Annotated in this window: 22 protein-coding genes and 1 tRNA gene; 9 read left to right on the forward strand and 14 right to left on the reverse strand. The window is 72.3% G+C overall.

Going from position 1 to position 25,729, the window contains the following annotated elements:
* Positions 1 to 100: 100 nt before the first annotated feature.
* Positions 101 to 1,024: a proteasome assembly chaperone family protein gene (locus H7A73_RS05625; RefSeq protein ID WP_182065047.1), complete on the forward strand. Its 924-nt coding sequence runs from the start codon at positions 101 to 103 to the stop codon at positions 1,022 to 1,024.
* 197 nt (positions 1,025 to 1,221) lie between these two features.
* Here H7A73_RS05625 and mshC read toward each other — a convergent pair whose 3' ends face one another.
* From mshC to H7A73_RS05640, 3 genes are all read right to left on the reverse strand, one after another.
* Positions 1,222 to 2,466 carry a cysteine--1-D-myo-inosityl 2-amino-2-deoxy-alpha-D-glucopyranoside ligase gene (gene mshC, locus H7A73_RS05630; RefSeq protein WP_182065048.1) on the reverse strand — a complete coding sequence of 415 codons (1,245 nt, stop codon included), beginning with the start codon at positions 2,464 to 2,466 and terminating at the stop codon, positions 1,222 to 1,224.
* Positions 2,463 to 3,293 (reverse strand): undecaprenyl-diphosphate phosphatase, encoded by an 831-nt coding sequence (locus tag H7A73_RS05635; protein WP_182065049.1) that lies wholly within the window; start codon positions 3,291 to 3,293, stop codon positions 2,463 to 2,465. The genes mshC and H7A73_RS05635 overlap by 4 nt, the downstream gene beginning before the upstream one ends.
* A 63-nt stretch (positions 3,294 to 3,356) precedes the next feature.
* Complete coding sequence (locus H7A73_RS05640) at positions 3,357 to 4,685, reverse strand: M20/M25/M40 family metallo-hydrolase (RefSeq protein ID WP_182065050.1); 1,329 nt, start codon at positions 4,683 to 4,685, stop codon at positions 3,357 to 3,359.
* A 161-nt stretch (positions 4,686 to 4,846) separates the two neighbouring features.
* Between H7A73_RS05640 and H7A73_RS05645 the strand changes: the two genes are divergently transcribed.
* Positions 4,847 to 4,932 (forward strand) — tRNA-Leu (locus tag H7A73_RS05645).
* 383 nt (positions 4,933 to 5,315) lie between these two features.
* Here H7A73_RS05645 and H7A73_RS05650 read toward each other — a convergent pair.
* The 8 genes from H7A73_RS05650 to H7A73_RS05685 form a co-directional block, all read right to left on the reverse strand.
* Complete coding sequence (locus H7A73_RS05650; protein ID WP_182065051.1) at positions 5,316 to 5,909, reverse strand: hypothetical protein; 594 nt, start codon at positions 5,907 to 5,909, stop codon at positions 5,316 to 5,318.
* Positions 5,910 to 5,920: 11 nt separating this feature from the next.
* Positions 5,921 to 7,060: a zinc-dependent alcohol dehydrogenase gene (locus H7A73_RS05655; protein ID WP_182065052.1), complete on the reverse strand. Its 1,140-nt coding sequence runs from the start codon at positions 7,058 to 7,060 to the stop codon at positions 5,921 to 5,923.
* Positions 7,061 to 7,201: 141 nt separating this feature from the next.
* On the reverse strand, positions 7,202 to 8,683 hold the full coding sequence (locus tag H7A73_RS05660; protein ID WP_220456592.1) for an HD domain-containing protein: 1,482 nt from the start codon (positions 8,681 to 8,683) through the stop codon (positions 7,202 to 7,204).
* A 202-nt stretch (positions 8,684 to 8,885) separates the two neighbouring features.
* Positions 8,886 to 10,214, reverse strand: coding sequence for an NAD(P)/FAD-dependent oxidoreductase (locus tag H7A73_RS05665; protein WP_027465651.1), 1,329 nt, complete (start codon positions 10,212 to 10,214; stop codon positions 8,886 to 8,888).
* A gap of 32 nt (positions 10,215 to 10,246) precedes the next feature.
* Positions 10,247 to 10,456 (reverse strand): hypothetical protein, encoded by a 210-nt coding sequence (locus H7A73_RS05670; RefSeq protein WP_017887301.1) that lies wholly within the window; start codon positions 10,454 to 10,456, stop codon positions 10,247 to 10,249.
* Between the two features lie 7 nt (positions 10,457 to 10,463).
* Positions 10,464 to 12,254 carry a DEAD/DEAH box helicase gene (locus H7A73_RS05675; protein ID WP_182065079.1) on the reverse strand — a complete coding sequence of 597 codons (1,791 nt, stop codon included), beginning with the start codon at positions 12,252 to 12,254 and terminating at the stop codon, positions 10,464 to 10,466.
* 221 nt (positions 12,255 to 12,475) lie between these two features.
* Positions 12,476 to 13,720 (reverse strand): DNA polymerase IV, encoded by a 1,245-nt coding sequence (dinB, locus tag H7A73_RS05680; protein ID WP_182065054.1) that lies wholly within the window; start codon positions 13,718 to 13,720, stop codon positions 12,476 to 12,478.
* Between the two features lie 386 nt (positions 13,721 to 14,106).
* A complete protein-coding gene (locus H7A73_RS05685; RefSeq protein ID WP_182065055.1) occupies positions 14,107 to 15,270 on the reverse strand; it encodes an acyl-CoA dehydrogenase family protein in 1,164 nt (387 codons plus the stop codon).
* Positions 15,271 to 15,293: 23 nt separating this feature from the next.
* Between H7A73_RS05685 and H7A73_RS05690 the strand changes: the two genes are divergently transcribed.
* Positions 15,294 to 16,088, forward strand: a complete 795-nt coding sequence (locus H7A73_RS05690; protein WP_182065056.1) for an SGNH/GDSL hydrolase family protein — start codon at positions 15,294 to 15,296, stop codon at positions 16,086 to 16,088.
* A 26-nt stretch (positions 16,089 to 16,114) separates the two neighbouring features.
* On the opposite strand, the gene H7A73_RS05695 is transcribed toward H7A73_RS05690, so the two are convergent.
* Positions 16,115 to 17,449, reverse strand: coding sequence for a serine hydrolase domain-containing protein (locus tag H7A73_RS05695; RefSeq protein ID WP_182065080.1), 1,335 nt, complete (start codon positions 17,447 to 17,449; stop codon positions 16,115 to 16,117).
* A gap of 42 nt (positions 17,450 to 17,491) precedes the next feature.
* Positions 17,492 to 18,724, reverse strand: a complete 1,233-nt coding sequence (locus H7A73_RS05700) for a D-alanyl-D-alanine carboxypeptidase family protein (protein WP_182065057.1) — start codon at positions 18,722 to 18,724, stop codon at positions 17,492 to 17,494.
* A 186-nt stretch (positions 18,725 to 18,910) separates the two neighbouring features.
* Here H7A73_RS05700 and H7A73_RS05705 point away from each other — a divergent pair, with 186 nt between their 5' ends.
* From H7A73_RS05705 to H7A73_RS05715, 3 genes are read left to right on the forward strand one after another with little or no spacing between them, the layout of a single operon-like run.
* On the forward strand, positions 18,911 to 19,588 hold the full coding sequence (locus H7A73_RS05705; RefSeq protein ID WP_182065058.1) for a FadR/GntR family transcriptional regulator: 678 nt from the start codon (positions 18,911 to 18,913) through the stop codon (positions 19,586 to 19,588).
* Positions 19,585 to 20,697, forward strand: coding sequence for an acetamidase/formamidase family protein (locus tag H7A73_RS05710; protein ID WP_182065059.1), 1,113 nt, complete (start codon positions 19,585 to 19,587; stop codon positions 20,695 to 20,697). The genes H7A73_RS05705 and H7A73_RS05710 overlap by 4 nt, the downstream gene beginning before the upstream one ends.
* The gene (locus H7A73_RS05715; RefSeq protein WP_182065060.1) at positions 20,694 to 22,343 is read left to right on the forward strand and encodes an AtzH-like domain-containing protein; all 1,650 of its coding nucleotides are present in this window, start codon (positions 20,694 to 20,696) and stop codon (positions 22,341 to 22,343) included. The genes H7A73_RS05710 and H7A73_RS05715 overlap by 4 nt, the downstream gene beginning before the upstream one ends.
* Here H7A73_RS05715 and H7A73_RS05720 read toward each other — a convergent pair.
* On the reverse strand, positions 22,340 to 23,158 hold the full coding sequence (locus H7A73_RS05720; protein WP_182065061.1) for a TrmH family RNA methyltransferase: 819 nt from the start codon (positions 23,156 to 23,158) through the stop codon (positions 22,340 to 22,342). The genes H7A73_RS05715 and H7A73_RS05720 overlap by 4 nt on opposite strands.
* Positions 23,159 to 23,386: 228 nt before the next feature.
* On the opposite strand from H7A73_RS05720, the gene H7A73_RS05725 reads away from it, so the two are divergent.
* The 3 genes from H7A73_RS05725 to H7A73_RS05735 are packed head-to-tail and all read left to right on the forward strand — an operon-like array spanning position 23,387 to position 25,691.
* Complete coding sequence (locus H7A73_RS05725; protein ID WP_182065081.1) at positions 23,387 to 24,220, forward strand: Sir2 family NAD-dependent protein deacetylase; 834 nt, start codon at positions 23,387 to 23,389, stop codon at positions 24,218 to 24,220.
* A gap of 52 nt (positions 24,221 to 24,272) precedes the next feature.
* Entirely contained in the window at positions 24,273 to 24,911 is a 639-nt protein-coding gene (locus H7A73_RS05730) for a histidine phosphatase family protein (RefSeq protein ID WP_182065062.1), read from the forward strand.
* A gap of 48 nt (positions 24,912 to 24,959) precedes the next feature.
* Positions 24,960 to 25,691: a hypothetical protein gene (locus H7A73_RS05735; RefSeq protein WP_182065063.1), complete on the forward strand. Its 732-nt coding sequence runs from the start codon at positions 24,960 to 24,962 to the stop codon at positions 25,689 to 25,691.
* Positions 25,692 to 25,729 lie beyond the last annotated feature (38 nt).

Below are 25,729 nucleotides of genomic sequence, written 5' to 3' on the forward strand. Positions count from 1 at the left end.
TGCGCCGACACCCCCTGGGCCTACAGTGGATGCCTGAATCGTGTCCGGCCGGGGGCACCGCTCCCGCCCCGCTCCGCTCCACCACCAGGAGGTCCGCTCCGTGCCACAGCACTCCCCCTTCAGCGACGGTCGCTTGCTCGTCGTCGCCTTCGAGGGCTGGAACGACGCCGGCGAGGCCGCGAGCGGTCTGGCGCGTCGCATCGTCGAGTCGCTCGGGCTCGACGAGCTGCGCGAACTCGACGGTGAGCGGTACGTCGACTACCAGTTCAACCGGCCCACCGTCGGCACCGACGACAACGGTGACCGCGGCGTGCAGTGGCCCCGCATCGTGCTGTACGGGCCCGGTGCCGAGGGGCGTCCGGTCATCGGCGCCACCGGCTCGCCCACCGACCGTGACGTCTTCGTCCTCGTCGGCCCGGAACCCTCGCGCACCTGGCGGGGCTTCTGCTCGGAGATCATCGACCTGGCGGACGTCTACTCGATCGACGCCGTCGTCTTCGTCGGCGCCATGCTCGCCGACGTCCCCCACACCCGACCGATCTCGGTGTTCGTGTCGAGCGAGAACGCCGGGGTCCGCGCCGCCTTCGACGTCGACAAGTCCTCGTACGAGGGCCCGACCGGCATCCTCGGGGTCCTCGCCGACGCGATGGACACGGCCGGGCTGACCACGCTCTCCCTGTGGGCGTCGGTGCCGCACTACGTGCACAACTCGCCCTCGCCGAAGGCCACGCTCTCGCTGCTCGACAAGATCGAGGAACTCACGGACGTCACGGTGCCGCGCGGCTCACTGCTCGACGACGCCACCGAGTGGGAAGAGGGCATCGACGCCCTCGCCGCCGACGACGAGGACATGGCGTCCTACATCGGGCAGCTCGAGCAGGCACGAGACACCGTCGACTCCCCCGAGGCCTCGGGCGACGCCATCGCGCAGGAGTTCGAGCAGTACCTCCGTCGCCGTGAGCGCAAGGACGGCAAGGACGGCGGCACCGCCGGTGGCGAGGGGCCGTGGCGGCCACAGCAGTAGCCGTCACCCGCTGACGGACGGGAGGCGCGGTGCCAGCTGGCACCGCGCCTCCCGTCCGTCGCGAGGTGTGCGATCACGACACGCCGCTCACGTCCGGCGAGTGGTCGCGAACTGTCGGCTGCGGCCCGCCTCGGCGACAGTTTCCGACCCCTCGGCGGCACGCACGCGACGTGTCGCGACCACACGGCGGGCGGGGATCAGGCCAGCCGGATGCCCAGCAGCGCGTCGATCAGGTCGAGGAGCTCCGGCGTGCACGCCGTGCCGCCCGCGATCGCGGTGTCGACCGCGGCGACGGCACCGGGGGTGTCGAGGTCGTCCGACACCCGCGCGCGGATGCGTGCCGCGACGTCCGCAGCGTCGTCGGCGTGCCCGGCGGAGGCTCCGGAAGCCCAGGCGTCCCAGCCGGCGAGCCGCGTCTGGGCGCTCGTCAGCTCGGTGTCGAACCACTCCCAGTCGTCGGAGTACTTGTGCGACAGCAGCGCGAGCCGGATGGCACGGGGGTCGGCGCCGTCGTCGAGCAGCCCGCGAACGGTGACGAGGTTGCCGAGCGACTTCGAGATCTTCGTGCCCTGGTAGGCGATCATCCCGGTGTGCACGAACGCGTTCGCGAGGGGCTGGTGTGCGAGGGCCGCAGCGTGCCCGGCGCTCATCTCGTGGTGCGGGAAGACGAGGTCGCTCCCGCCGCCCTGCACGCTGATCGGCAGCCCGAGGCGGTCACCGGCGATGACGCTGCACTCGATGTGCCAGCCGGGGCGCCCGGGGCCGATCTCGGTGTCCCAGGCCGGCTCGCCGTCACGTGCAGCGCGCCACAGCAGCGGGTCGAGCGGGTCACGCTTGCCAGGACGATCCGGGTCGCCGCCGCGTTCGGCTGCGAGGGCGAGCATCGTCTCGCGGTCCAGGCCGCTCTCGTCGCCGAGGGTCCACGCGTCGGTCGGGCGGTTCACGTCGAAGTACAGGTCGTCGCCCTCGGCGCCGTCGGTCGGGACCTCGTACGCGTAGCCGGACTCCTGCAGGAACGAGACCGCCTCGGCGACGCGCTCGACCTCGTCCGTGACGGCCACGAAGTCGTCCGGCGGCAGGATCCGCAGCGACTCCATGTCGCGGCGGAACAGGTCGACCTGGGAGGCAGCGAGTTCACGCCAGTCGACGCCGTCGCGTGCGGCACGCTCGAGCAGCGGGTCGTCCACGTCGGTGACGTTCTGCGCGTACTCGACGTCGAGCCCCGCGTCACGCCAGGCACGGCCGAGCGTGTCGAACGCCAGGTAGGTCGCCGCGTGGCCGAGGTGCGTGGCGTCGTACGGCGTGATGCCACAGACGTACAGCGCGGCACGGTCCTCGTCGCGGGCGGGGTCCACCGGCTTGCCCGCTGCGGTGTCGTGGACGACCGGTCGGGGCGCGGCGCCGGGGACGTCGGGGACGGATGGGGCCTGCCAGGCCCTCACGGCTGGATCACTCCGAGCGACAACAACACGATGAGCACGATACCGAGTGCGATCCGGTAGAGGACGAACGGCATGAAGCTGCGCTTGCTGATGTAGTTCATGAACGCCGCGATCACGACGAACCCGACCACGAACGCGACGACGGTGGCGATGAGCGTGTCGGCGAGTCCGAACGGCGAGCCGTGGTCGCCGAGGCTCGTCGCGGCCTCGTAGAACCCGGACAGGAACACCGCCGGGATCGCCAGCAGGAAGGCGAACCGTGCCGCCGCCGGACGGGTGTACCCGAGGGCGAGACCCATCGACACGGTCGCGCCGGAACGGGACACTCCGGGGACCAGGGCGAGCATCTGCGCCAGGCCGATGAGCAGGCCACCGCGGAAGGTCATCTGCTCGATGCGCCGCTCCTTGCGACCGACCCGGTCGAGCACCCCGAGCACGACGCCGAACACGATGAGGACGATCGCGACGATCCAGAGCGACCGGAACGTGGTCTCGATCGAGTCCTTGAGCAGGAGCCCGGCGACCCCGATCGGGATCGTGCCGAGGATCACCAGCCAGCCGAGACGGACGTCGGGGTCGCCCTTCGGCACGTCACGCTTGACCACCGAGCGGAACCACCGCCCGATGATCCGGGTGATGTCCTTCCAGAAGTAGATGAGCACCGCGGTCTCGGTGCCGAGCTGCGTCACGGCGGTGAAGGCCGCACCGGGATCCTTCGCGTCGGGCAGGAAGAGCCCCACGATGCGCAGGTGCGCGCTGGAGGACACCGGCAGGAACTCGGTGAGCCCCTGGACGAAGCCGAGGAAGATCGCCTCGAGGATGTGCATCGCACGGGCCTTTCAGGGGTGAGGTCGGTCAGGGCACCGCCACGACGGCGACCATGAACAATATCAGTACGTGGCGAGCAGGTCGGCAAGCACCCGCCGACCGAACGCCAGCGAGTCGAGCGGCACCCGCTCGTCCACGCCGTGGAACATCGCGGGGAAGTCGACACCGGCTGGCAGCTGCAGCGGCACGAACCCGTACCCCGCGATGCCGAGCGTCGAGAGCGCCTTGTTGTCGGTGCCGCCGGACAGCAGGTACGGCAGGACCGGTGCGCCCGGGTCGTGCCGGCCGAGGACGTCGCGGACGGCGTCGACCAGCGGGCCGCCGAAGTCCTGCTCGAGGCCGATGTCGCGGAACGACATGACCACCTCGACCTCGGGGCCGGCGAGCTCCCGCACCCGCTCGAGCACGGACTCCTCGTCGCCGGGCAGGCAGCGGATGTCGACCAGGGCCTCGGCGGCGTCGGGGATGACGTTGTGCTTGTAGCCGGCGGTCAGCACCGTCGGGTTCGACGTGGTGTGCAACGCGGCGTGGATGAACCGCGACGCCGACCCGGTGGCCAGCGCGACCTCGTCCGGGCCGGTGACGGTCGGGTCGACCCCGAGGAACCGCGCCACCTCGGCCACCATCGCGTCCGTCGTGCCCGAGAGCCGGACGGGCCACTCCTCGCTGCCGATCCGGGCGACCGCCGCAGCGAGCTTCGTGACGGCGTTGTCGCGGATCACGTGCGAGCCGTGGGCGGCGGTGCCGCGCGCGATCAGCTTCACCCACATGAGCGCCTTCTCGCCGGTCTGCAGCAGGTAGGCGCGACGGTCACCGAGCGTGATCGAGTACCCGCCGACCTCGCTGATCGCCGCCGACGCCCCCGCGAAGACCTCGGGGTGCTGGTCGACCACGTGGTGGGACCCCAGGACTCCCCCGGCCTCTTCGTCGGCGAAGTACGCGATCACCAGGTCACGCTCCGGCGCCCCGTGCTGCTCGACGACGTCGGCCAGCGACGTGAGCATCATCGCGTCCATGTTCTTCATGTCGACGGCGCCCCGACCCCACAGCGATCCGTCCTTGACCACACCACCGAACGGGTCGACCGACCAGTTCGCGGGGTCGGCCGGCACGACGTCGAGGTGTCCGTGAACCACGAGCGCCGGCTTGTCACGGTTCCGACCGGGCACCCGCGCCACGACGCTCACGCGGTCCGGCTCGGACTCGAACAACTGCGGCTCGAGACCCAACGCGCGGAGCTTGTCCTCGACGTAGTGGGCCGCCTCGGTCTCCCCACGGGACTTCCCCTCGCCCCAGTTCGTCGTGTCGATGCGGATGAGGTCGCGGGCGATCGCCGCGGTGGCCTCGAGCTCGGGCACGGACTGCGGCTCGGAGGGCCCGGGGTTCGTCATGGCTCCACGGTATCGGTCGGCACCGACCCCGTCGCCGAGGCCGGGAACGCAGGACTCGCCCGGGATGCGCGACCGTGTTCATCGCGCGTTCAGACCCGTGCTAGTGTCTTCTCTCGGCAGGAACGCCGGGTTGAACCCGGGAAACAGACGCCAGACACCCTGTCCGGGTGGCGGAATTGGTAGACGCGCTAGCTTGAGGTGCTAGTGCCCGTATTAGGGCGTGGGGGTTCAAGTCCCCCCTCGGACACAGGAAATGCGTGCCCCCTGACCTTTCGGTCGGGGGGCATTTTCTGTTGTGTCTTCCCGGCGAGTGCCGCCATCGCTGCGCTCAGGGCGTCACCGCCTCTGGGGCGCCACTTCGCTTCGCTCAGGTCGACCACGTGCCACTTCGCTTCGGTCAGGGCATTGACGCCGCCGCCTTGCTGCGCTCGGGGCGGTCGGGGTACGGCAGAGGGCGGGCGGTGGACGCGGGACGTGCGGACTGGAGGCGCGGGGCGGGGCCGCAGCGCGCCTCCAGGCCGGAACGTGCGCACGTCACGGGCCGGTGCGACGTTGCGGACTCCGTGTGACGGAACAAGGTCGCACCGAGTGGGCAACGCCGCACCAGGGCGCAAGCCCGGCGCCCGGCGGTCAGCGCGAGCGGCGCGAGCGGCGCACCCGCCGCGCCGCCAGCACGACGGCGCCGAGCGCCGCGAGCCAGCCCCAGTTCGCGACCATCGGGTCGAGCACCTGGTGCCGCCAATCCGATCGACCCGACCCCAGGCGCGACGCAACGGGGTGGTTCCCACGCTCCGCCGCGACACCGGTCTCGCTGATCACCCGGTCCGGCCGACCCCGCAGCGCATCGGTCACCCGGTGCGTCGCGACGTCCAGGCGGTCCGCGACGACGAGCAGCATCCAGTGCGCCAGGCGCCCCTCGCTGGACCTCGCGTACGCCAGGCGCCGCACCGCTCCCGGCACCCCTCGGAGCGGCTGCGCGGTGCCGAACACCGGCGTGACGTGCGCGTGCTCGATCGACCGCTCCCTGCCGGCAGCGCCGGGCTGCTGCGACGGGACGTCCCAGTGCGCGCCGGTCGCGGCGCCGGCCTCGCGTGAGAGCTTCGGGACGGACGGCCGGTCCGCCGGGTCGAGGTCGCTCCCCCACCCCGGGATGCGGGCACGGAGCTCCTCGGAGGACGGCACCCGACGGGGTGGATCGGCGATGTACGGGGTGTGGTCGGACATGTCGGGCCTCCTCACGGCACGACGACGGTCTTGATGCAACCGTCGAGCTTGGACGAGAACAGGTGGTACCCCTCGGCGATGTGCTCGAGGGGGATGCGGTGCGTGATGATGTCGCTCGGCTTGAAGTGCCCGGCCTGGATGTGCTCGAGCAACCGCGGCCACTGGCGCTTCACGTGCGCCTGGTTCGTGTGGATCGTGACGCCCTTGTTCATCGCGTCACCGAACTTCACCGCGCTCGGGATCGGCCCGTACGCGCCGACCGCTGAGACCGTGCCGCCCTTGCGGACGCCGTCGATCGCCCAGTTGAGCGCCGTCGGGGCCCCGCCCTGCAGCTTGAGCTTCGAGGCGGTGACCTGCTGGGTGAAGTTGCCGTCCGCCTCGGCTCCGACGGCGTCGATCACGCTGTCCGCACCGAGGAAGTCGGTCTGCTTCTTCATCTCGAGCACGACGTCGTCGACCTCGGCGAAGTTGATCGTCTCGGCGTGCGCGAAACTCCGGGCCTTCTCGAGCCGGTACTCGAGCTGGTCGACGACGATCACCCGGCCGGCTCCCATGAACCACGCCGACGCCGCGGAGAACAGTCCGACCGGCCCGGCACCGAGTACCACGACGGTGTCGCCCTCGCGGATCGACGCCAGCTGCGCCCCGAAGTACCCGGTGCTCAGTGCGTCCGTCATGAGGAGGGCGTCGTCGTCGTCGAGCCAGTCCGGGATCACCTGCGGTCCGACGTCGGCGAACGGCACCCGCACGTGCTCCGCCTGCCCGCCGTCGTACCCGCCGGTGGTGTGCGAGTACCCGTAGATCCCACCGACCGCGGTCGCGTTCGGGTTCACGTTGTGGCAGTTCGCGAAGAGTCCGCGGGCGCAGAACCAGCACGTGCCGCAGAAGATGTTGAACGGGACCATCACGCGGTCCCCGACCGACAGGGTCTCGACGGACGAGCCGATCTGCTCGACCACCCCGATGAACTCGTGGCCGAACGTGTGCCCGACCCGGGTGTCGGGCATCATGCCGTGGTACAGGTGCAGGTCCGACCCGCAGATCGCGGCCCGCTCCACCCGGACGATCGCGTCGTTCGGGTGCTCGATCCGGGGATCCGGCTTCTCCTCGACGCGGACCCGGTACGGGCCGCGGTAGGTCATGGCGCGCATGGACGCTCCTCTCGCTCGTCCGTCCACGCTGACGCGCGCCACGTTGGAGCGGACACAGGACCGCAGATCGCGGACAGGCGGTGGACGTCCGCACAGACGGACGGGAGGCGCGGTGCCAGCTGGCACCGCGCCTCCCGTCCGTCACCGGCGTGCGTCGACCGCTCGGCGCAGCCAAGCGCGGGCTCCGGCGACGTCATCGAAGACGCCGTCGTCCTGCGCCGCCGCGGACGCCACGAGGAGTTCGCGGAACACCGGCCCCGGGGTGAGTCCCGCGTCGACGAGGTCGCGGCCGGACAGCAGCCGCACGGGTCGACGCGCGACCTGGTCCCGGAGCGCGACGTCGAACCACGACCACGCCGAGGACCGGCTCGCCCCCGGACCACGCCCCTGCGAGTCGGCTTCGCACACCCGGGCCCACGACTCCATCGCGGGCAGGGAGGATCCGAGCCGTCGGAACAGCCGCCGAGCAGCGGGAACGGACGGTGGCGCGCCGTTGGACGAGTGCGGGACCATGTGCTCGCGAACGAGCGGGACGACCCGCTCGACGATGTGGCGTGGCGCGCCGAGGCGACCGAGCAGCACTGCTGCTGCCGCAGCGCCGGACACCTCGTGGCCCAGGCTGCGGATGCGGAACGCACCTGCGTCGTCGGCGAGGACCTGCGTGCCGGAGCCGGCCTTCCCCAGGTCGTGCAGGACGGCGGCGAGCACGATGACGACCCGGTCGTCACCCCGGATCCCGTCCTCGGTGCAGGCGCGGGCGGCAGCGTCCCCCGCCGCTCCGAGGTGGACGTGCACGGGACCCTCCGGGTGCCACCGGGGGTCCTGCGGCACGTCTCGGACCGCGGCGAGCTCGGGCAGGTGTCGCTCCCAGCCGCTGTCGTGCAGCGTTCGGAGGGCAGCCGACACGTGGTCGCCGAGTGCCAGCTTGCGGATCTCGGGCCAGATCCGCCCGGTGGCGATCGACTCGAACCGTGCCGCGATCGACCGCGCCAGACTCAGCGTCGCGGGGTGCACGGCGAAGTCGAACCGGGCGACGAGCTGCACGGCACGCAAGACCCGGAGCGGGTCCTCACTGCAGCGTTCGGAAGCGTGCCGCAGCACGCCGATGACGGCATCGTCGATCCCACCGACCGCGTCGAGGAACACGTTCGTGCGGGGGTCCCAGGCGACGGCGTTCACCGTGAAGTCCCGACCGAGGGCGGACACCGTGACCGGATCGAGCGCACCGGACTCCGCCGTCACTGCGACGTCGACGCGGGATCCGTCGAGCACCACCTTGAGGACCGGGAACCCCGCACCGGCCTCGACGACGATCGCTCCGGCCGCACGCAACGCTCCGACGACCACATCGGTCCTGGTGCCGTGCACCTCGACGTCGACGTCACCGGTGGTGGTCGGTCCGCGCCCGGCTTCCCGAAGCAGCGCGTCGCGGACTGCTCCGCCGACCAGGGAGGGCTGCCCGATCCCGCCCAGGACCTCGAGCACCGTTCGGGCTCCGGCGTCGAGGCCGAAGGCGCGGAGCGGGTCGGCCGGACCGGGGCACCGGTGGACGGTGCTGTCGTGACGCTCGGCGCCGCATCGGAGGCACGATCGGACGGAGGAGGTGGTGGTGGTGGGGCGCACGTGTCGGTCGACTTCCGGGACCTCGTCGCCGTGGGCGCCGAGGGAGTCAGTATGCCGGAGAGCGGCAGGTGGGTGCGAACGCACGTGACGGACGGACGGGAGGCGCGGTGTCAGCTGGCACCGCGCCTCCCGTCCGATCTGTGGGTGCGTCTAGCTCTTCGACGCCTCGACGAAATTGCGGCCTGATGCCGCGTTCGGTTTCCTAGCTCTTCGACGCCTCGACGAAGTTGCGTCGCGGGTCCGTTTCCTTGATGAGCGAGGTCGCGTCGCGACCGGACACCGCACCGGTGATCCAGCCGATGATGATGCGGGCCTTCCGGTTCAGGGTCGGCATCGCGTACACGTGGTACGCGCGGTGCGCGAGCCACGCGAGCAGGTTGGTCATCTTGATGCCCTTGATGTTCGCGGCACCCTTGCCGACACCGTACGACGCGACGGTGCCGATGGAGGGGTGGCGGTACTCCTCGAGCGGCTTGCCGGTGATGGTCGCGACGATGTTGTCGGCGGCCACCACGGCCTGGCGCACGGCGTTCTGCGCGTTCGGCGGGTAGAACGCCGGCTGCTTGTCGGCGGTCAGGTCGGGCACCTGCGCGACGTCACCGAGGCCCCAGACGCCCTCGACGACCTGGTGGGTGTCCTCGGCCTCGACCTGGAGCTTCGCGTTCGCGGCGAGGTGGCCCTTCGGCCCGCGCGGCAGGTCGGATGCGTCGAGGAGCGGGTTCGGCTTGACGCCCGCGGTCCAGACGAGCAGGCCGGTGGCGAACTCGTCGCCGTCGGAGAACTTGACGACACCGCCCTCGGCGCTCGGCATGGTGGTCTTCAGGCGGACGTCGATGCCACGGGCGCGGAGCGACTCGAGCGTCCACTTGGACAGCTCCGGGCCGACCTCGGGCGCGACGCGGTCGAGGGCGTCGATGAGCACCCAGCGGGGCTGCTCACCGGCGAGCGACGGGTAGGTCTTGATGGCAGCCTGCGACACGTCGAAGAGCTCACCGATCGCCTCGACGCCGGTGTAGCCACCGCCGACGAAGACGCTGGTCAGCAGACGGCGACGCTCGTCCTCGTCACGGGTGGCAGCGGCCTTCGCGATGTTGTCGAGGAGCTTGGCGCGAACGTAGGCGGCCTCTTCGACGCTCTTGAAGCCGACGCCGTACTCCTCGAGCCCGGGGGTCGGGAAGGTGCGGGTGACGGAACCGAGGGCGACGACGAGGTGGTCGTAGCCGAGGGTGCGGTCGTCGCCGCCGGCGGTCGCGATCGAGACGGTCTTGTCCGCCGACGAGATCGCGGTGACCTTGCCCTGGATCACCCGGGTCTTGCGCAGTGCACGGCGCAGCTCGACGGTGACGTCCTTCGGCGCGATGTGGCCACCGGCGACCTCGGGCAGGAACGGCAGGTACGTGTAGTAGGTGTTCTGGTCCACGAGCGTGATGCGCATGGGCACCGTGGCCGCGTGCTTCTGGAGCTGCTTGACCGTGGTGTAGCCAGCGGAGCCGCCGCCGAGGACGAGGACGTGGGGGATCGAGTCTGCCATTCCTCCGGTCTACCGGACTTTGGCTTGGCGCGTCATGAGTTCCGCGGCCTGTCGCGGAGCCGCCACCACGCGGTCTCGGCCAGTTCGGGTCCGGTGAACACCCCGTGCGGGGTGCGGCGGGACTCGGTGAGCGAGAACCGGCGCAGTCGGTAGCCGCCGCCGAAGCGGTCGATGATCGCCTCGGGTGACGCCTCGGGGTCGCGCTTGACGTACCAGGTGCGGTCGTCGACCGGCTCGATCACGCCGCGGTCACCGTCGTCCGCCGATGCGGGAGCGCAGGATGTCGATGCGCTTCTGGATCTGCTCGATGCTCGCCTGCGCCACGGCCGGGCCACCGCTGATCCTTCGGAGTTCGGCGTGGATCGATCCGTGCGGTTCGTTCGAGTGGCGGGACCAGATCGACACGAGCCGGGCGAGCTCGGTGCGCTGCTCCTTGATCGTCATGTACATCGGTCGGTCGGGCTCGGGCGCTTTCGGCATGCCGTCCTTTGCCGTGCGGCCCTTGGAGCGCTTCGCCTGCGTCGCCTGTCGCGCGCGCAGGAGGTCGCGCACCTGGTCGGGTTCGAGGAGCCCGGGGATGCCGATGAAGTCGAGCTCCTCGAGGGAACCGACCTCGCCGCCGGTGCCGAACTCACCGCCGTCGTAGAGGACGCGGTCGAAGGACGCCTGCGAGTCGAGTGCCTCGAACGGCTGGACCTCGAGCAGGCTCTCGGACGCGCGGTCTTCCTTGTTGGCCTCGGCGACCATCGCGTCTTCGGGGTTGTACATGCCGTCGTCGGCGTCCTTCGGGCGGTCGAGGGCGTGGTCGCGCTCGAGCTCGAGGGTGGCGGCGAGGGCCATCAGGCCGGGGACGCTCGGCAGGAAGACACTCGCGGTCTCCCCGCGGCGACGGGCACGCACGAAGCGGCCGATCACCTGGGCGAAGAACAGCGGCGTGCTCGCGCTCGTGGCGTAGACCCCGACGCAGAGCCGGGGGACGTCGACGCCCTCGGACACCATGCGGACGGCGACCATCCAGCGCGAGGTGTCCTCGGCGAACGCGCTGATGCGGCTCGACCCGGCGGCTTCGTCGGACAGCACCACGGTGGGACGCTCCCCCGTGATCTGCTGCAGGATCCGGGCGTAGGCGCGCGCCGTGGTGGTGTCGGTGGCGATGACCAGACCGCCGGCGTCGGGCACACCACGACGGACCTCGGTCAGACGCTTGTCGGCGGCGGAGAGCACGGCCGGCATCCACTCGCCCTCTGGCGACAGCGCGGTGCGCCAGGCCTGCGCCGTGATGTCCTTCGTGACCTGCTCGCCCAGGGATGCCGACATCTCGTCGCCCATCCGGGTCTTCCAGCGCATCTGTCCGGCGTAGGCCATGAACAGCACCGGGCGGACGACGCCGTCCTTCAGGGCTCGGCCGTAGCCGTAGTTGTAGTCGGAGATCGAGGTGCGGATGCCCTGCTCGTCGGGGGCGTACTGCACGAACGGGATCGGTGCGGTGTCGGACCGGAAGGGGGTTCCCGACAGCGAGAGCCGGCGGGTGGCACCGGAGAACGCTTCTCGGATGCCGTCGCCCCAGGTCAGGGCGTCGCCGCCGTGGTGGACCTCGTCGAGGACGACCAGGGTACGGCCGCCCTCGGTGATGCGCTTGTGCACCTCGGGGTTCATGCCGACCTGGGCGTAGGTGATCGCGACGCCCTGGTAGTGCCGGCCGAACATGCCGTCGCCGTTCTTGAACATCGGGTCGATCCGGATGCCCACACGGTCGGCGGAGTCGGCCCACTGGCGCTTCAGGTGCTCGGTCGGGGCGACGACGACGATGCGGTCGACGATGCCGCGGGCGAGGAGCTCGGTCGCCAGCCGCAGCGCGAAGGTGGTCTTGCCGGCGCCGGGCGTCGCGGCCGTGAGGAAGTCGCGGGGTTCCTTCTCGAAGTACTTCGTGAGCGCTTCGATCTGCCAGGCGCGGAGCTTCGACGCCGTGCCCCAGGCGGCCCGGTCCGGGAACGCCGGCGACAGGTGCTGGACGGCGGAGTTGCCAGCCGCTTCGGCCAGGGCCGCGGCGTCGGCTTCGTCACGGGCGGCGTCGCCCTGCGCCTGCGCCGTCTGGTGCGCCTGGGTCTGGTGCCCCTGGTTCTCGTGGACCGGGGTGCCGTCGTGCGTCGGCGACGATCCGCCTGCGCCGGACCGGTCGTCACCCGACTCCGCCCACAGCGTGGCGGGCTGCTGGTCTTCGTACTCCGCTGCGCTCACTGAACCCGATTCTACCGCCACCGTCAGTCCTGCCGAGCGTGCGGGACGCCGCCGTCAAGAGTCCGGCGGACCAGGGATGCCGGTCGCAGCACGCCGGCGCCGAAGCGTGCGGCGACCGCGTCGACCGTGGTCTCGGTGTCACGCCACGGCGCGTCGTCGTCCCACAGGGCGTTGCTCGCGGCCGCGGGCACGAGGTTCTCACCACGCACCCCGATCAGCCGGATCCGGTTGCCCGGTCGGTGCAGCACGTCGTACAGCTCGACGGCTTCGCGGTGCAGGCGCTTCGCGACGTCGGTGGGCTCCGCCAGGGTGCGCGACCGGGTGAGGGTGGTGAAGTCGGTGTACCGGACCTTGAGCGCCACGGTCCGGGCCTGCACGTCGGCCTGGCGCAGGCGGACGGCGACCTTGTCGGCCAGGCGCAGGAGTTCGCGGGCGACGTCGTCGCGCTCGGTCAGGTCGCGGCCGAACGTGACCTCGTGCCCGATGGACTTCTCGCCGACGCCGGTGTCGACCACGCGGGGGTCGCGACCCCACGACAGGTCGTGCAGCCGCTGCCCGCCGGCCGGGCCGAGTGCCGACACCAGCGACCCGAGCGGGGTGTTCGCCAGGTCGCCGACCGTGCGGATGCCCCGGCGTTCGAGCGTCTCCTGCGTCTTGCCGCCGACGCCCCAGAGCGCGGACACCGGCTGCGGGTGCAGGAACGCCACGGTGTCGGCGGCGGGGACCACGAGCAGGCCGTCCGGCTTCGACCGGCTGGAGGCGAGCTTCGCGACGAACTTCGTCGATGCCGCACCGACGGAGCAGTGCAGTCCGGTCTCGGCGAAGACCGTGCGGCGGATCGCCTGGCCGATCTGCCACGGAGTGCCGTACAGGCGGAGGGCACCGGCGACGTCGAGGAACGCCTCGTCGATGCCGAGGCGCTCGACCCGCGGGGTGAACCGGTCGAAGATCGCCATCACCGCGGCGGACTTCGCCCGGTACTTCTCGAAGTGCGGCTCGACGATCACGGCGTTCGGGCAGCGGCGTTTGGCGATGGCCATCGGCATCGCGGAGTTGACCCCGTAGCGACGGGCTTCGTAGGTGGCGGCGGTGACGACGGAGCGGTCGGAGTCGTGTCCGACGATGACCGGCAGCCCCACCAGGTCGGGGCGGTCGAGCAGTTCGACGGAGGCGAAGAAGGCGTCCATGTCGACGTGCAGCACGGTCGCCGAGACGTCGTCCACCGGTGCGTCGGAGACGAGGCGGTTCCGTCCGTCCTGCTTGCTCACACCGAGATGATGCCAGGCGCCGCCGACATCGCCGTGCCGGGAGTGCCCACGGCCGCGCGGTGCGAGGTTCGACCCGTCGTGTGCGGTTGCTCGCCCGCCGTCGCACCGTGCGCCCTTCGCAACTCGGTGCCGAGTTGGTTGCACCGTGCGGCGCCACAGCGCAGCACCGAGCGACCAAGCTCGCACCGGCCGACGGACACAGCACCGTGCGCCGCCACGCCACGACGCCGTCGCGCCCACCGCACCGTGCGCCCTTCGCGACTCGGTGCCGAGTTGGTTGCACCGTGCGGCGCCACAGCGCAGCACCGAGCGACCAAGCTCGCACCGGCCGACGGACCCCGCACCGTGCGCCGCCGCGCCGAGCTCGCACCGTGCGAGCGCAGCGCTCAGCCGAGCGGGCCGAGCACCGACGCGGCGATCGTCCGCGCCGCGGAGTCGCGCGAAGACGGGTGGTACTGCCCCGCCCGGACGTCACGCGCCAGCCGCGCCAGCTCGCTCGACGACCGGAACGCCGAGCCACCGACGACGCGCATGGCCTCGTCCACGACGTGCTGCGCGGTGTCCACGGCCCGGGCCTTCGTCCCGACGAGCAGCGGGAACCAGCGGGCGCCGAGGTCGTCGAGCTCGTCGACCGACCGCGCCAGCGAGTCGACCTGCAGCGTGATCGCGTCGACCGCACCGCGCAGGTCGGCGATCGCCCGGCGCACGTCGGGGTCCTGCGACCGCGGGGTGCCGTCGGCCGCGGTGCGACCTGCCACGGCGGCCGCCGCGAGCGTGATCGCGCGCTCCGCGATCCCCACGTACACCGACGCGATGAGGAGCTCGAACGCCGCGAAGACCCCGAACACGAGCGGGTCCTGGTTCGGCCCGACCGGCAGCGACCGGACGATGCGGTCGGCGGGGACGTGCACGCCGTGCAGCTTCGTGGTGCGGCTCTGCGTCGCACGCATCCCGAGCGTGTCCCAGTCGTCCAGGTGCTCGACGTCGCCGTCCGACCGCAGGACGAACCCGTGCACGAGCCGTGGCTCCGGCCCCGAGGTGTCCTTGCCGAAGACGCTCATGACGTCCCACGCCGGTGCGAGGGACGTGAAGACCTTCGTGCCGGTGAACCGGAACCCGCCGTCGCCGTCCGGCTCCGCCGTCGTCGACGAATCGAACAGCACGGCGTCGTTGCCGGGTTCGCTCACCCCGAAGGCGAGCAGGTGGTCGTCCGCAGCGTGGTCGGTGACGGCCTGGAGGAACGACCCGCCTCGCGCACGGACGGCGCGGGCCGCCTGCACCCACACCTGGTGCATGCCGAGGCCGAGTGCCGTCGCCGGCGCGGCCTGGGCGAGGGCGCGCTGCACCCCCGCGGTGGCCCGGAGGCCGAGGCCCGCCCCGCCCTGCTCGACGGGCACGCCGATCCGCAGGTAGCCGGCGGCGCGGAGCTCGTCGAGGTCCTCCGTGCAGAACGTGTTCGCGGCGTCGTAGCCGGGGGCTCGCTCGGCGATGCGGCTGAACAGCTCGTCCGGCACCGACCAGCCGACGGCGTCCGTGTTGGCCTTCGTCATGCCACGAGACTAGGGTCCGGAACGTGTCAGATCGTCATCCTTGGACCAGGTACGTCGCGATCGGTGACTCGTTCACCGAGGGCATCGGGGACCCCGACCCCACCGTCCCGGGCGGCAACCGCGGCTGGGCGGACCGCGTCGCCGAGGTGCTCGCACACCAGACCGACGACTTCGCCTACGCGAACCTCGCGATCCGGGGGCGGTTGCTGCAGCAGATCATCGACGAGCAGGCCGAGGCCGCCGTCGCCCTGCACCCGGACCTCATCACGGTGTCCGCCGGCGGTAACGACATCATCCGCCCCGGCTCGGACCCGGACGAGCTCGCCGAGCGCGTGGACCGGCTCGTGGCCGACCTGCGCCGCGACGGAGCCACCGTCGTGCTGTTCACCGGCCCCGACGTCGGGATGACCCCGGTGCTCGGCATGGTCCGTGGCAAGACGGCGATCTACAACGAGAACCTGCACGCCATCGCCCTGAAGCACGGCGCCCTGGTGGCGAACACGTGGGCACTCCGCGTGCTCCGGGACCCGCGGATGTGGGCTCCCGACCGGCTGCACCACTCCCCGATGGGCCACTCGACGATCGCCGCCGCGGTGCTCGACACCCTCGGTGTGCCGCACGGCCTCGAACCGTTCAACCCGGACCCGCTCGAGGCACGGCCGTGGCGTGAGGCCCGCGCCGAGGACCTCGGCTGGGCCAGGGAGTACCTGGTGCCGTGGGTGGTCCGGCGCATCAAGCACACCTCGTCCGGCGACGGGGTGTCGGCGAAGCGGCCCGAGCTGCAGATCGTCACCGAGCATCCCTCCGACACCCCGTAGGCACTGGGCCTCGGAGCCACAGGCCCTCAGTCAGCGGGGCGCCGCAGCGTGAGCGGTCCGTCGTGCAGCGGCTCGGTCTGCCAGCTCGTCGTCGTCGATCCCGTCGTCGGGTCGATCCGCACGTGCGCCAGGTGCGGGGTCTCGACGAACCGCACGTCGACGCGGACCGTCCCGTCGTCCTCGACGGCGCCGCTCGCGGCGAGCGGCCCCGCGACGGCCCACTCCCCCTGCCCGACCGGCACCGACAGGGTGCCGCCGTCGACGTCGAGCGTGAGCCGCCACCCGTCGCCGTCACGGGCCAGCAGACCGACGTCGGCGAGGCCCTGCAGCGGACCACCGTCGACAGCGGGCAGTCCCAGGGAGGCGAGCCGGGCCTCCAGGGCGGGTGCCGAGGCCGCGTCGGACGCGCGGTCGACGGCGGGCAGCAGGTGCCGCCAGACCGCATCGAGGACCGCCTGCATGTCGAGGCTCTGGCCGGTCATCGCGAGCACGACGTCCTGCTCCGGCAGGACGACGCAGAACTGACCGTAGGCGCCGTCGCCGCGGAAGCCGTGGCGGGCCATCCAGAACTGGAAGCCGTAGCCCTGGGACCAGTCGGGGTTGGCCTCGTCCGGGTTGGCGACCTGCGTGCTGGTGGCCTGCTCGACCCAGTCGACGTCGAGGATCCGCTCGCCGTCCCACACGCCGCCCTGCAGGTACAGCTGGCCGAGCTTGGCGACCGCGTCCGTCGGCGCGTAGCACCCGCTGTACCCGAGCTCTGCGCCGGTGTCGTCGCGGCGCCAGGCGAGGTCGTCGATGCCGAGTGGGTCGAGCAGGTGCGGGCGGAGCCACGCGACGAGGGACCCGCCGGTCACCCGCCGGACGATCTCGGCGAGGGTGTACGTGCACGGCTGGTTGTAGGCGAAGACCGTGCCGGGTTCCTCGTCCGGCGGGAGCAGCAGGAACCCGCGCACCGTGTTCGTCGGGTCGAGGGCCTGGGCGCGGTCGATCGTCTCCTCGCGGTGGCCGCTCGCCATCGCGAGCAGGTGCCGGACACGGATGCGGCGGCTGCGTTCGTCCGTGACGTCGGCGTCGAGCTCCGGGAAGTACGACAGCACGGTGGCGTCGAGGTCGATCAGGCCCGCCCGGACGGCGATGCCGACCCCGGCGGCGGTGAAGCTCTTGCTCAACGAGTAGAGCAGGTGCACACGGTCGGCGGCGTACGGCTGCCACCAGCCCTCGGCCGCGACCTGGCCGTGCCGGAGCAGCATGATGCTGTGCGGCTCCACGTCGGGGGTGGACTCGAGGGCGTCGAGCAGGGCGGTCACGCCGCCGGGGTCGATGCCGAGGGCGGCGGGGGTGGTCCGGGGGAACGTCGTCATCGTCGTCACCCGACCGACTCTACGGTCGGCGGCCGACGGGCGTCACGCCCCCTGGAACGGGTTCGTCCAGCGCCACCAGACGCCGGGGTCGTCGATCGTGCGTTCGAGCACGAGCGGCACCGTGACCGGGTCGTGGTCCGAGATGCGGAACCGGACCTGCCCGACCCGTTCGCCCTTCGTGCCGAAGGTCACCTGCTCGAGCTTCGCCTTCGCGGTGACGGTGGTCCTGCCCCACACGAGCACCTCGGCGGCCTTCGTCGTGACCGCGTCGGCCTCGTCCTGCCACGGGGTCGAGAACGTGCCGAAGGTCTGCCCCTGGTGCGTGAGCGTCACCACCTGGAAGTTGTCCGCCACGGACCGCAGCAGCCGCTGCACGTCGACGTCGAGGGAGTCGTGGTCGACGCCGCCGAGCATCACGCCGACGACCGTGACGTCCTTGCCGCCGCGCTCGTACGTCGCCGCGAACAGCAGACAGGCGCCGGCCTCGTCGAGGGTGCCGGTCTTGATCCCCTCGATGCCGTCGAGGCCGAGGAGCTTGTTCGAGTTCTCGATCTCGCCGACCGTCGGGATCGTCACGTCCTTGGTGCCGACGATGTCCTTCACGACCGGGTTCGCCAGCGCGAGCTGTCCGAGCTCGACCAGGTCGGTGGCGGTCGAGGTGTTGTCCGGGTCGAGGCCGGTCGGCTCGTGGATCGTGGTGTCGTCCAGGCCGTGTTCGTCGAGCCAGTCGTTCGCGGCGTGCTCGTAGGCGGCGATCGAGCCGAAGGCCCAGATGGCGAGCGCGCCGGCGTAGTTGTTCGCCGACTTCATGAGCATCACCTGGAACGTCTGGTGCTCGGTGAGCTCCAGGCCGGCCGGCATCGGAGCGACCTCCCCGTTCTGCGCGGCGTACTTGGCGTACAGACCCTCCATCTGCTTCGTGAAGCGGATGGACGGACCGGACTCCCCCGCGGCCATGGGTTTCTCGTCGAGCACCACGAGCGCCGTGACGACCTTCGTGATGCTCGCGATCGACCGGGGCTTCGTGTCGCCGCTGGTGCGCAGGCTCTCCGGGAAGTCGGTCGCCTCGACCGCCGTCGCGCCGTACCCCGGGAAGCTCAGCGCCGGGACGGTCGTCTTCGGTGCCGAGTAGGTGGTGGTGCTGGCGCTCGCCGGGCCGAACGGCACGACGGCCGCGGCGACGAGGTAACCGGCCACCAGGAGCAGGACGGCGACCACCGAGATCGTGACCGGCCTCCGGACGGCGGAGCGGGGGCGGCGGACGACTCGTGACACGGGACCCGAGCGTACCGGTCCGCTCCTCGGCCGAGGCTGCGACGGGCTGGTCGGGCTGGCGTGCCGAAGCGGGAGCCTGGGTGGTCGGGCTGGGGGGGTCCGGAGCGCGACGCCGCGTGTGACGGCCGTGTAAAAGATGGTCGTACCAATCGACCGAGCAGACCAACCGGCCCTACCGTCGAGGGCATGCACCGTGGACGGACCCTGAGCGCGGCGACCGCCGCCCACCTCGGCACGCTCGTGCTCGACGACCTGCAGCCCGGCGACAAGCTGCCGCCGGAACGCACCCTCGCCGAGGACCTCGCCGTGTCCCGCACGACCATCCGCGGGGCACTGCAGGAGCTCGAGCGCCGTCGCCTGGTCTCCCGGACCCCTGGTCGTGGCACCGTCGTGCTGCCGCGGCCAGAGGAGGCGTCCGCCCTGCTCGACCACCACCGCGACGACCTGGACCACCGGGCCGAGCACGTCGCCGAGTTCCGGACCGTCGTGGAGCCGCAGGTCGCCGGACTCGCGGCGGCACGGGCGGGCGAGGCCGACCTGCTCACCCTGGAACGCATCCTCGCCGCGACGCACGCGGGCCTGAGCCCGGAGGAGTCGCTCGCCCAGGACGTCGCCTTCCACGTGCAGGTCGCCCGCACCTCGGGGAACCCCGTGCTCGTGTCCCTGTGCGAGCTCAGCAGCGGATGGGTGCAGGACGTCCGTGCCCGCTCGCACAGCACCAGCGAGGGGCGCCGGTCGTCGTTCGAGTGGCACGAGCGGATCCTCGAGCGGATCCGGGAGCACGACGTCGCGGGCGCGACGCGGGCGATGGCCGACCACCTCGCCGACGTGGCCCACCTGGTCGAACGGAGGACGGAACGATGACCACCACACGCGAGACCACCGCCCCCGCGGTGGCGACCCTGCAGCCCGGCACCGGACCCGTCCGCGGCGACCACTCCCTGCCCGTCGACCCGGAGACCGTCCTGTGGGGCCGACTGCCGAGCGACGGTGACACCCCGGCCCTGACGATCGGCCCCGGCGAGTCGGTCACCATCGACACCGTCAGTCACGAGGGGCTCCTCCCCGACCAGGGCAGCGACCCCGTCGGCTGGTTCGGCGAGCACGGCGTCGCTCCGGAGCACGTCCTCGCCGACGCCGTCGCGATCGCCCGCTCCGGTCACCGCGACCCCGCGGCGGACGGACCGCACGTGGTGTCCGGGCCGATCGCGGTGCGCGGTGCCCGTCCCGGTGACGTGCTGACGATGACGGTCCTCGAGACCCTGCCCCGGGTGCACTACGGCGTCGTGTCGAACCGGCACGGCCGCGGCGCCCTGCACGGTGAGTTCCCGGTCGACGGCACGACGGTGAGCGTCTTCGCCGACGTCGTGGACACCGACCAGGGCCGGCGGGGCCGCATCCCGCTCACCCTCGCCGGCGACCGCTTCGCGCACTTCCCCCTCGCCCCGTTCCTCGGGATCATGGGCGTCGCCACCCCCGGGGAGCGGCTGCACTCCGTCCCACCCGGTCGCCACGGCGGCAACATCGACGTCAACCTGCTGCAGGCCGGGTCCCAGCTGCACCTGCCGGTGCTCGTCCCCGGCGCGCTCGCCCACGTCGGCGACCCGCACTTCGCCCAGGGCGACGGCGAGGTGGCACTCACCGCGATGGAGGCCTCGCTCCGCGCGACGATCCGCTTCGACCTGACCCCGGCCGCCGAGGCCGCCGCGCGCTTCGGGGACCTGGTCTGGCCCGTCGCCGAGACACAGGAGTTCCTCGTGCCCACCGGCATGGACCCGGACCTCGACGAGGCCGTCCGGCAGTGCGTCCGGCACGCCGTCGCGATCCTCGGCGCGCGCTGGGGCATGGAACGCCACCTGGCGTACGCGTACCTGTCGGCCGCGACCGACTTCAACATCTCGCAGGTGGTGGACCTGGTCACCGGGGTCCACGCCCGCATCCGCAAGGCCGACTTCGAGGAGCCCGCCCGATGACCACGCCCGCGGCGTCGCCCGCGCCCGAAGGCCTGCTCGAGGCGCTCCACGCCTACGAGACCGCCCTGCTGGCGAACGACCTCGACGCCCTCGATGCCGCCTTCGTCGACTCCCCCGACACGATGCGCGGCGACGACCGTGGCCTGCTCGTCGGGCACGACGCGATCAGCGCGTTCCGCGGGGCACGGGGTGGGGTCGCGACCCGGTCGCTGACGCACGTCGAGGTCCGCCCCCTGACCGAGGGCCGCGCCCTCGTCGTGTCGGTGTCCCGGTTCGCCGCGGGTGGGCAGGGCCTCCAGACCCAGCTCTGGCGCCGCGACGGCGACAGCACCGAACGCGGGACCGACGACGCCGGCACTGGCGACGACGCCACCAGCAGCGCCGGCCCCCGCTGGCGCATCGAGACGGCCCACGTCACCGGCCGTCCCGAGGCCGTCGACACCACCGTCTGGCGGGCCGTCGGCGACCCGCTCGTCGCCCCCACCGCCTCCGGACCGCTCGACGGCCTGACCGTCGCCGTCAAGGACCTCTACGCCGTCCCCGGCCAGCCCGTCGGCGCGGGCAACCCGACGTACCTGCGCGAGGCCCCCGTCGAGACCGCGCCCGCCGCGGCGGTCGCCGCGCTCCTCGCCGCCGGCGCCTCGATCCGTGGGATCGCACGCACCGACGAGTTCGCCTACAACCTGACGGGCCGGAACGCACACCACGGCACGCCGCCGAACAGCGCGGCTCCCACCCGACTGCCTGGAGGCTCGTCCAGCGGATCCGCGTCGGCCGTCGGCCTCGGCACGGCCGAGATCGGGATCGGCACGGACACCGCGGGATCGGTCCGGGTCCCCGCCTCGTACCAGGGACTCTGGGGCCTCCGGACGACGCACGGCACGGTCTCCCGCGACGGGCTGCTCCCGCTCGCGCCGTCGTTCGACACCGTGGGGTGGCTCACGCGGAGCCCCGGAGTGCTGCTCGCCGCCCTCGACGCCACCGTGCCGCCACCGCCCGCGCCGACAGGATCGCCCGACACGACAGCGCTCGTCGTCCCGGAGGAACTCGTCGCACTCGTCGAACCGGACGTTGCCCGGGCCTTCGCCGCCTTCGTCGAGACGCTCGACGAACCCGTCGCGACCGTCCGGCTGCGCGACCTCGGCATCCCGGACCCGGCAGCACTGCAGCACCAGATGCGTCTCGTCCAGGCCGCCGAGGCGCTCGCCGCCCACGGTCCCTGGATCGACGCGCACCCAGGTGCCCTGAGCACCGTCGTCGGTGACCGGTTCCGCGCGGGACGGGCGGACGATCCCGGCACGACCGCCGACGCCGTGGCACGCCTCGACGAGGTTCGTGCGACGATCCGCCGTGCCCTCACCGGTCGGACGCTGCTGTTCCCGACCGCCCCCGGACCCGCACCCCTGCTCCACGCGGACACCGCGGCGCTCGAGCGCACCCGGACCACCACCACGGCGATGACCGCGCTCGCGAGTGTCGGCGGCCTGCCCGCGGTGAGCGCACCGGCGCTGACCGTGGACGGCGCGCCCGTCGGCGTCTGCCTGGTCGGCGGGCCGACCACCGACCGAGCCCTGGTGATCCGCGCCGGGCGCATGCTGCCCGACCAGGCCGCCCCGGGCCTCCCGACCGTCTCGGTGGTGCGCTAGGAGGCGAGCCGCCGGGCGTGGGTGACCGCCCACAGACCGACGGCGCTCGCCGCGGCCACGTTGAGCGAGTCGACGCCGTGCGCCATCGGGATCCGGACGGTCGTGTCGGCCGACGCGATCGCGGCCGGCGTCAGCCCCTGCCCCTCGGTGCCCATCACGAGCGCGACCTTGTCGGGTAGGTCCGCCACGAAGGCGTCGAGGTCGACTGAATCGTCGGTCAGTGCCATCGCCGCCAGGTGGAAGCCCTGCGCGCGGAGTTCCTCGCCCGCCGCGGGCCAGTCGCCGATGCGGGTCCACGGCACCTGCAGGACCGTGCCCATGCTCACGCGGACGCTCCGGCGGTAGAGCGGGTCGGCGCAGCGAGGACTGACGAGCACCGCGTCGGCACCGAGACCGGCGACGCTGCGGAACACCGCGCCGACGTTCGTGTGGTCGACGATGTCCTCGAGCACGACGACGACCTTCGCGTCCCGCACCACGTCGGCGACGCTCGGCAGCTCGGGACGCTGCATCGCGGCGATCGCGCCGCGGTGCATCCGGAAGCCGGTGAGCTCCTCGAGCAGGGCGTCGGCGCCGACGAAGACGGGGCCGTCGTGCTCCGCGACCAGGGGCAGGACACTGTCGAGCCACTTCTCCTGCACCAGGATGCTCCGCGGCACGTGCCCGGCGCGGACCGCACGCTCGATGACCGTGTTCGACTCGGCGATGTACAGGCCGCCCTCGGGCTCCGAGACCCGACGGAGTGCCACGTCGGTCAGACGGGCGAAGTCGTCGAGGCGGGGATCGTCGAGGGAGTCGATGCGGACGGGGTGCACGGGGCTCGTTTCGGTGTGGTGCGGTGGCGGCGCATGGGTCCGGCGGGCCAGGGCCGGCGCGGGTCCGGCGGGCCAGGGCGTCTCCGGGCTGCCGCCGGGCGGGTCCGCCGAGGATGCGCTCGGCCTGGGAAGCGACCGGGACGGTCGGGTGTTGAGGGTACCGTGAACAGGGTGCTGGATGATGCTGCGTCGACGACCGGACGGACCACCGGGGCGGCCGCCGGGTCGGTGACCGCCGACGACCTGGACCGCGTCGTCGAGGTGCTCGCGGGCAAGCGGATAGCCGTGCTCTCCGGTGCCGGTCTGAGCACCGACTCCGGCATCCCCGACTACCGCGGCGCCGGGCGCGTCGTGCGCAAGCCGATGACGTTCCAGGAGTTCCTGGCCGACCCCGCGAAGCGCCAGCGCTACTGGGCCGGATCGCACCTGGGCTGGCGGAGCTTCGCCGCCGCCGTGCCGAACGACGGGCACCGTGCGCTCGCCGCGCTCGAGGACGCCGGGATCGCCGCCGGGATCATCACGCAGAACGTCGACGGCCTGCACCTGCGCGCCGGGTCCCGCCGCGTCGTCGAGATCCACGGCTCGATGGACCGTGCCGTCTGCCTGCGGTGCGGCCAGGTGTTCTCCCGCTCCGACCTCGCCGCCACCATCGACCGCGAGAACCCGTGGATCGACGAGCCCGGAACCGTGCAGCTGCAGCCGGACGGCGACGTCGAGATCACCGACGTCGAACGGTTCGTCGTGCCCGCGTGCACGGTGTGCGGCGGCGACCTGAAGCCCGACGTCGTCTTCTTCGGCGAGTTCGTGCCGGCCGAGAAGTTCCGCGAGGCCGTGTCGATCGTCGCCGACGCCGACGCACTCCTCGTCGTCGGATCGTCCCTCACCGTGAACTCGGGCGTGCGGCTGGTCGACCACGCTGCACGCCGCAAGAACCCGGTGGTCATCGTGAACCGCGGCGAGACCCGCAGTGACCGCCGTGCGGCCGTGAAGCTCGATGCCGGTACCACCGAGACGCTCGTGCAGCTGGCGGAGCGACTCAGTGCGGCGGCATCGGCCGACTGACCTCCCGCTGTCGCCGGACGGGCCTGCCGGGCGCGTCTGCGAAGATCGTCGGGTGACGACCCTCCTGTACCTCGTCCGACACGGCGAGACCGACTGGAACGCGCAGCGCCGCATCCAGGGCTCCACCGACATCCCGCTCAACGACACCGGACGACGGCAGGCCGCCGAGGCCGCCGAGCTCCTGACCCGCCGACCGTTCGACGCGGTCGTCGCCTCACCGCTGTCCCGAGCGGCCGAGACGGGCGCGATCATCGCGGATCGCCTGGCACTCGACGCGCCGACGGCGTACCCGGGCCTGGCCGAGCGCTCCTACGGCGAGGCCGAGGGCCTGACCGACGACGAGGTGTCGGCACGGTACCCGCACGACGACATCCCCGGTCGGGAATCCCGCTCGGCGCTGCTCGCCCGCGTCACCGAGACCCTCGGCGAGATCGCGGTCCGGTTCGACGGGGGCGTCGTGGTGGTCGCGACCCACGGCGCGGTGATCCGCAGTGTCGTGAACGCCGCCGCCCCCGGTACCGCCGACCGCCGCCACACCCCGATCCGGAACGGGTCCATCCACTCGTTCCGGTGGGACCCCGAGCGCTTCCACGCCGAACTCGTCCGCTTCGACGACCCGATCGACGACGTGTCCGACGCGGCCGGAGGGTCGGCGTTCGAGTACCAGAACCCCTTGGAGCGCAGGGGCTGACCGGGGACTAGGCTCCGACGCACCCGCACACCGGGTGAGGGGAGCCACATGTCCGACGACGGAACCGACCGACACGGTCAGCGTGCCCTCGACCCGCAGGACGACGACCTCGACCGTGTCTTCGGCCCCGAGACCGCGAGCGTCCCCACCCGCACCCGGGCCCGCACCTGGTTCATCATCGGCGGGAGTGCCCTGGCGGTCGCCGCCGTCATCGCGGTGGTGCTCGGCTCGATCATCGGGAGCGTCCAGAACGGCATCGGCGGGGTCTTCCCACGACCGGACGTGGCGCTCGACCGGTTCGACACGCGCGTGCGTGCCCTGCCCGGCGTCACCGACGTGCGGCACCACGCCCCGTCCAAGACCGCGTTCGCGAGCTACGACGCCATCGCGACGGTCCGTGCGGATCCCGCGCTCGACCCCGTTGCCCGGCGTGACCTTGTCGCCGCCATCAGCCGCGCAGCAGACGAGTCCGGCGGCAACGGCGTCCGTGTCGTCGTGGTCGCCGACCTCGGCACCCTGCAGATCGGCGTCACCGGCGCCGGTGCGGTCGCGGCGAAGCGCCTGGCACTGGCGGACACGCTGGACCACATCGGCGGTGTGACGGAGGTCCGCTGCTCGTGGGAGCGTGGCGGGGACCCGTCCGACTCCGCAAGCGACCAGTCGATCGTCGTGCGGACCCCGGGTCGGGGGGCAGCGGTGCCGCCGATCGTGGCGCGGGTCACCGAGGAGACGCAGAAGGTGTTCCCGGGGGCGGACGTGCAGGTGATCGCGCCGGAGTGACGGTGCGGTGGTCGCGCCGTCGAGGCCGGGGAGTGGCA

Source organism: Curtobacterium sp. ME12 (assembly GCF_903970855.1).
GTDB lineage: Bacteria > Actinomycetota > Actinomycetes > Actinomycetales > Microbacteriaceae > Curtobacterium > Curtobacterium poinsettiae_A.

Bases quoted from the DNA above. Each gene is read 5' to 3' on its own strand.
- H7A73_RS05635 (WP_182065049.1), bottom strand. From the start codon at position 3,293: ATGCACATCCTCGAGGCGATCTTCCTCGGCTTCGTCCAGGGGCTCACC.
- H7A73_RS05640 (WP_182065050.1), bottom strand. From the start codon at position 4,685: ATGACGAACCCCGGGCCCTCCGAGCCGCAGTCCGTGCCCGAGCTCGAG.
- H7A73_RS05650 (WP_182065051.1), bottom strand. From the start codon at position 5,909: ATGTCCGACCACACCCCGTACATCGCCGATCCACCCCGTCGGGTGCCG.
- H7A73_RS05655 (WP_182065052.1), bottom strand. From the start codon at position 7,060: ATGCGCGCCATGACCTACCGCGGCCCGTACCGGGTCCGCGTCGAGGAG.
- H7A73_RS05665 (WP_027465651.1), bottom strand. From the start codon at position 10,214: ATGGCAGACTCGATCCCCCACGTCCTCGTCCTCGGCGGCGGCTCCGCT.
- H7A73_RS05685 (WP_182065055.1), bottom strand. From the start codon at position 15,270: ATGACGAAGGCCAACACGGACGCCGTCGGCTGGTCGGTGCCGGACGAG.
- H7A73_RS05695 (WP_182065080.1), bottom strand. From the start codon at position 17,449: ATGACGACGTTCCCCCGGACCACCCCCGCCGCCCTCGGCATCGACCCC.
- H7A73_RS05705 (WP_182065058.1), top strand. From the start codon at position 18,911: ATGCACCGTGGACGGACCCTGAGCGCGGCGACCGCCGCCCACCTCGGC.
- H7A73_RS05710 (WP_182065059.1), top strand. From the start codon at position 19,585: ATGACCACCACACGCGAGACCACCGCCCCCGCGGTGGCGACCCTGCAG.
- H7A73_RS05715 (WP_182065060.1), top strand. From the start codon at position 20,694: ATGACCACGCCCGCGGCGTCGCCCGCGCCCGAAGGCCTGCTCGAGGCG.
- H7A73_RS05735 (WP_182065063.1), top strand. From the start codon at position 24,960: ATGTCCGACGACGGAACCGACCGACACGGTCAGCGTGCCCTCGACCCG.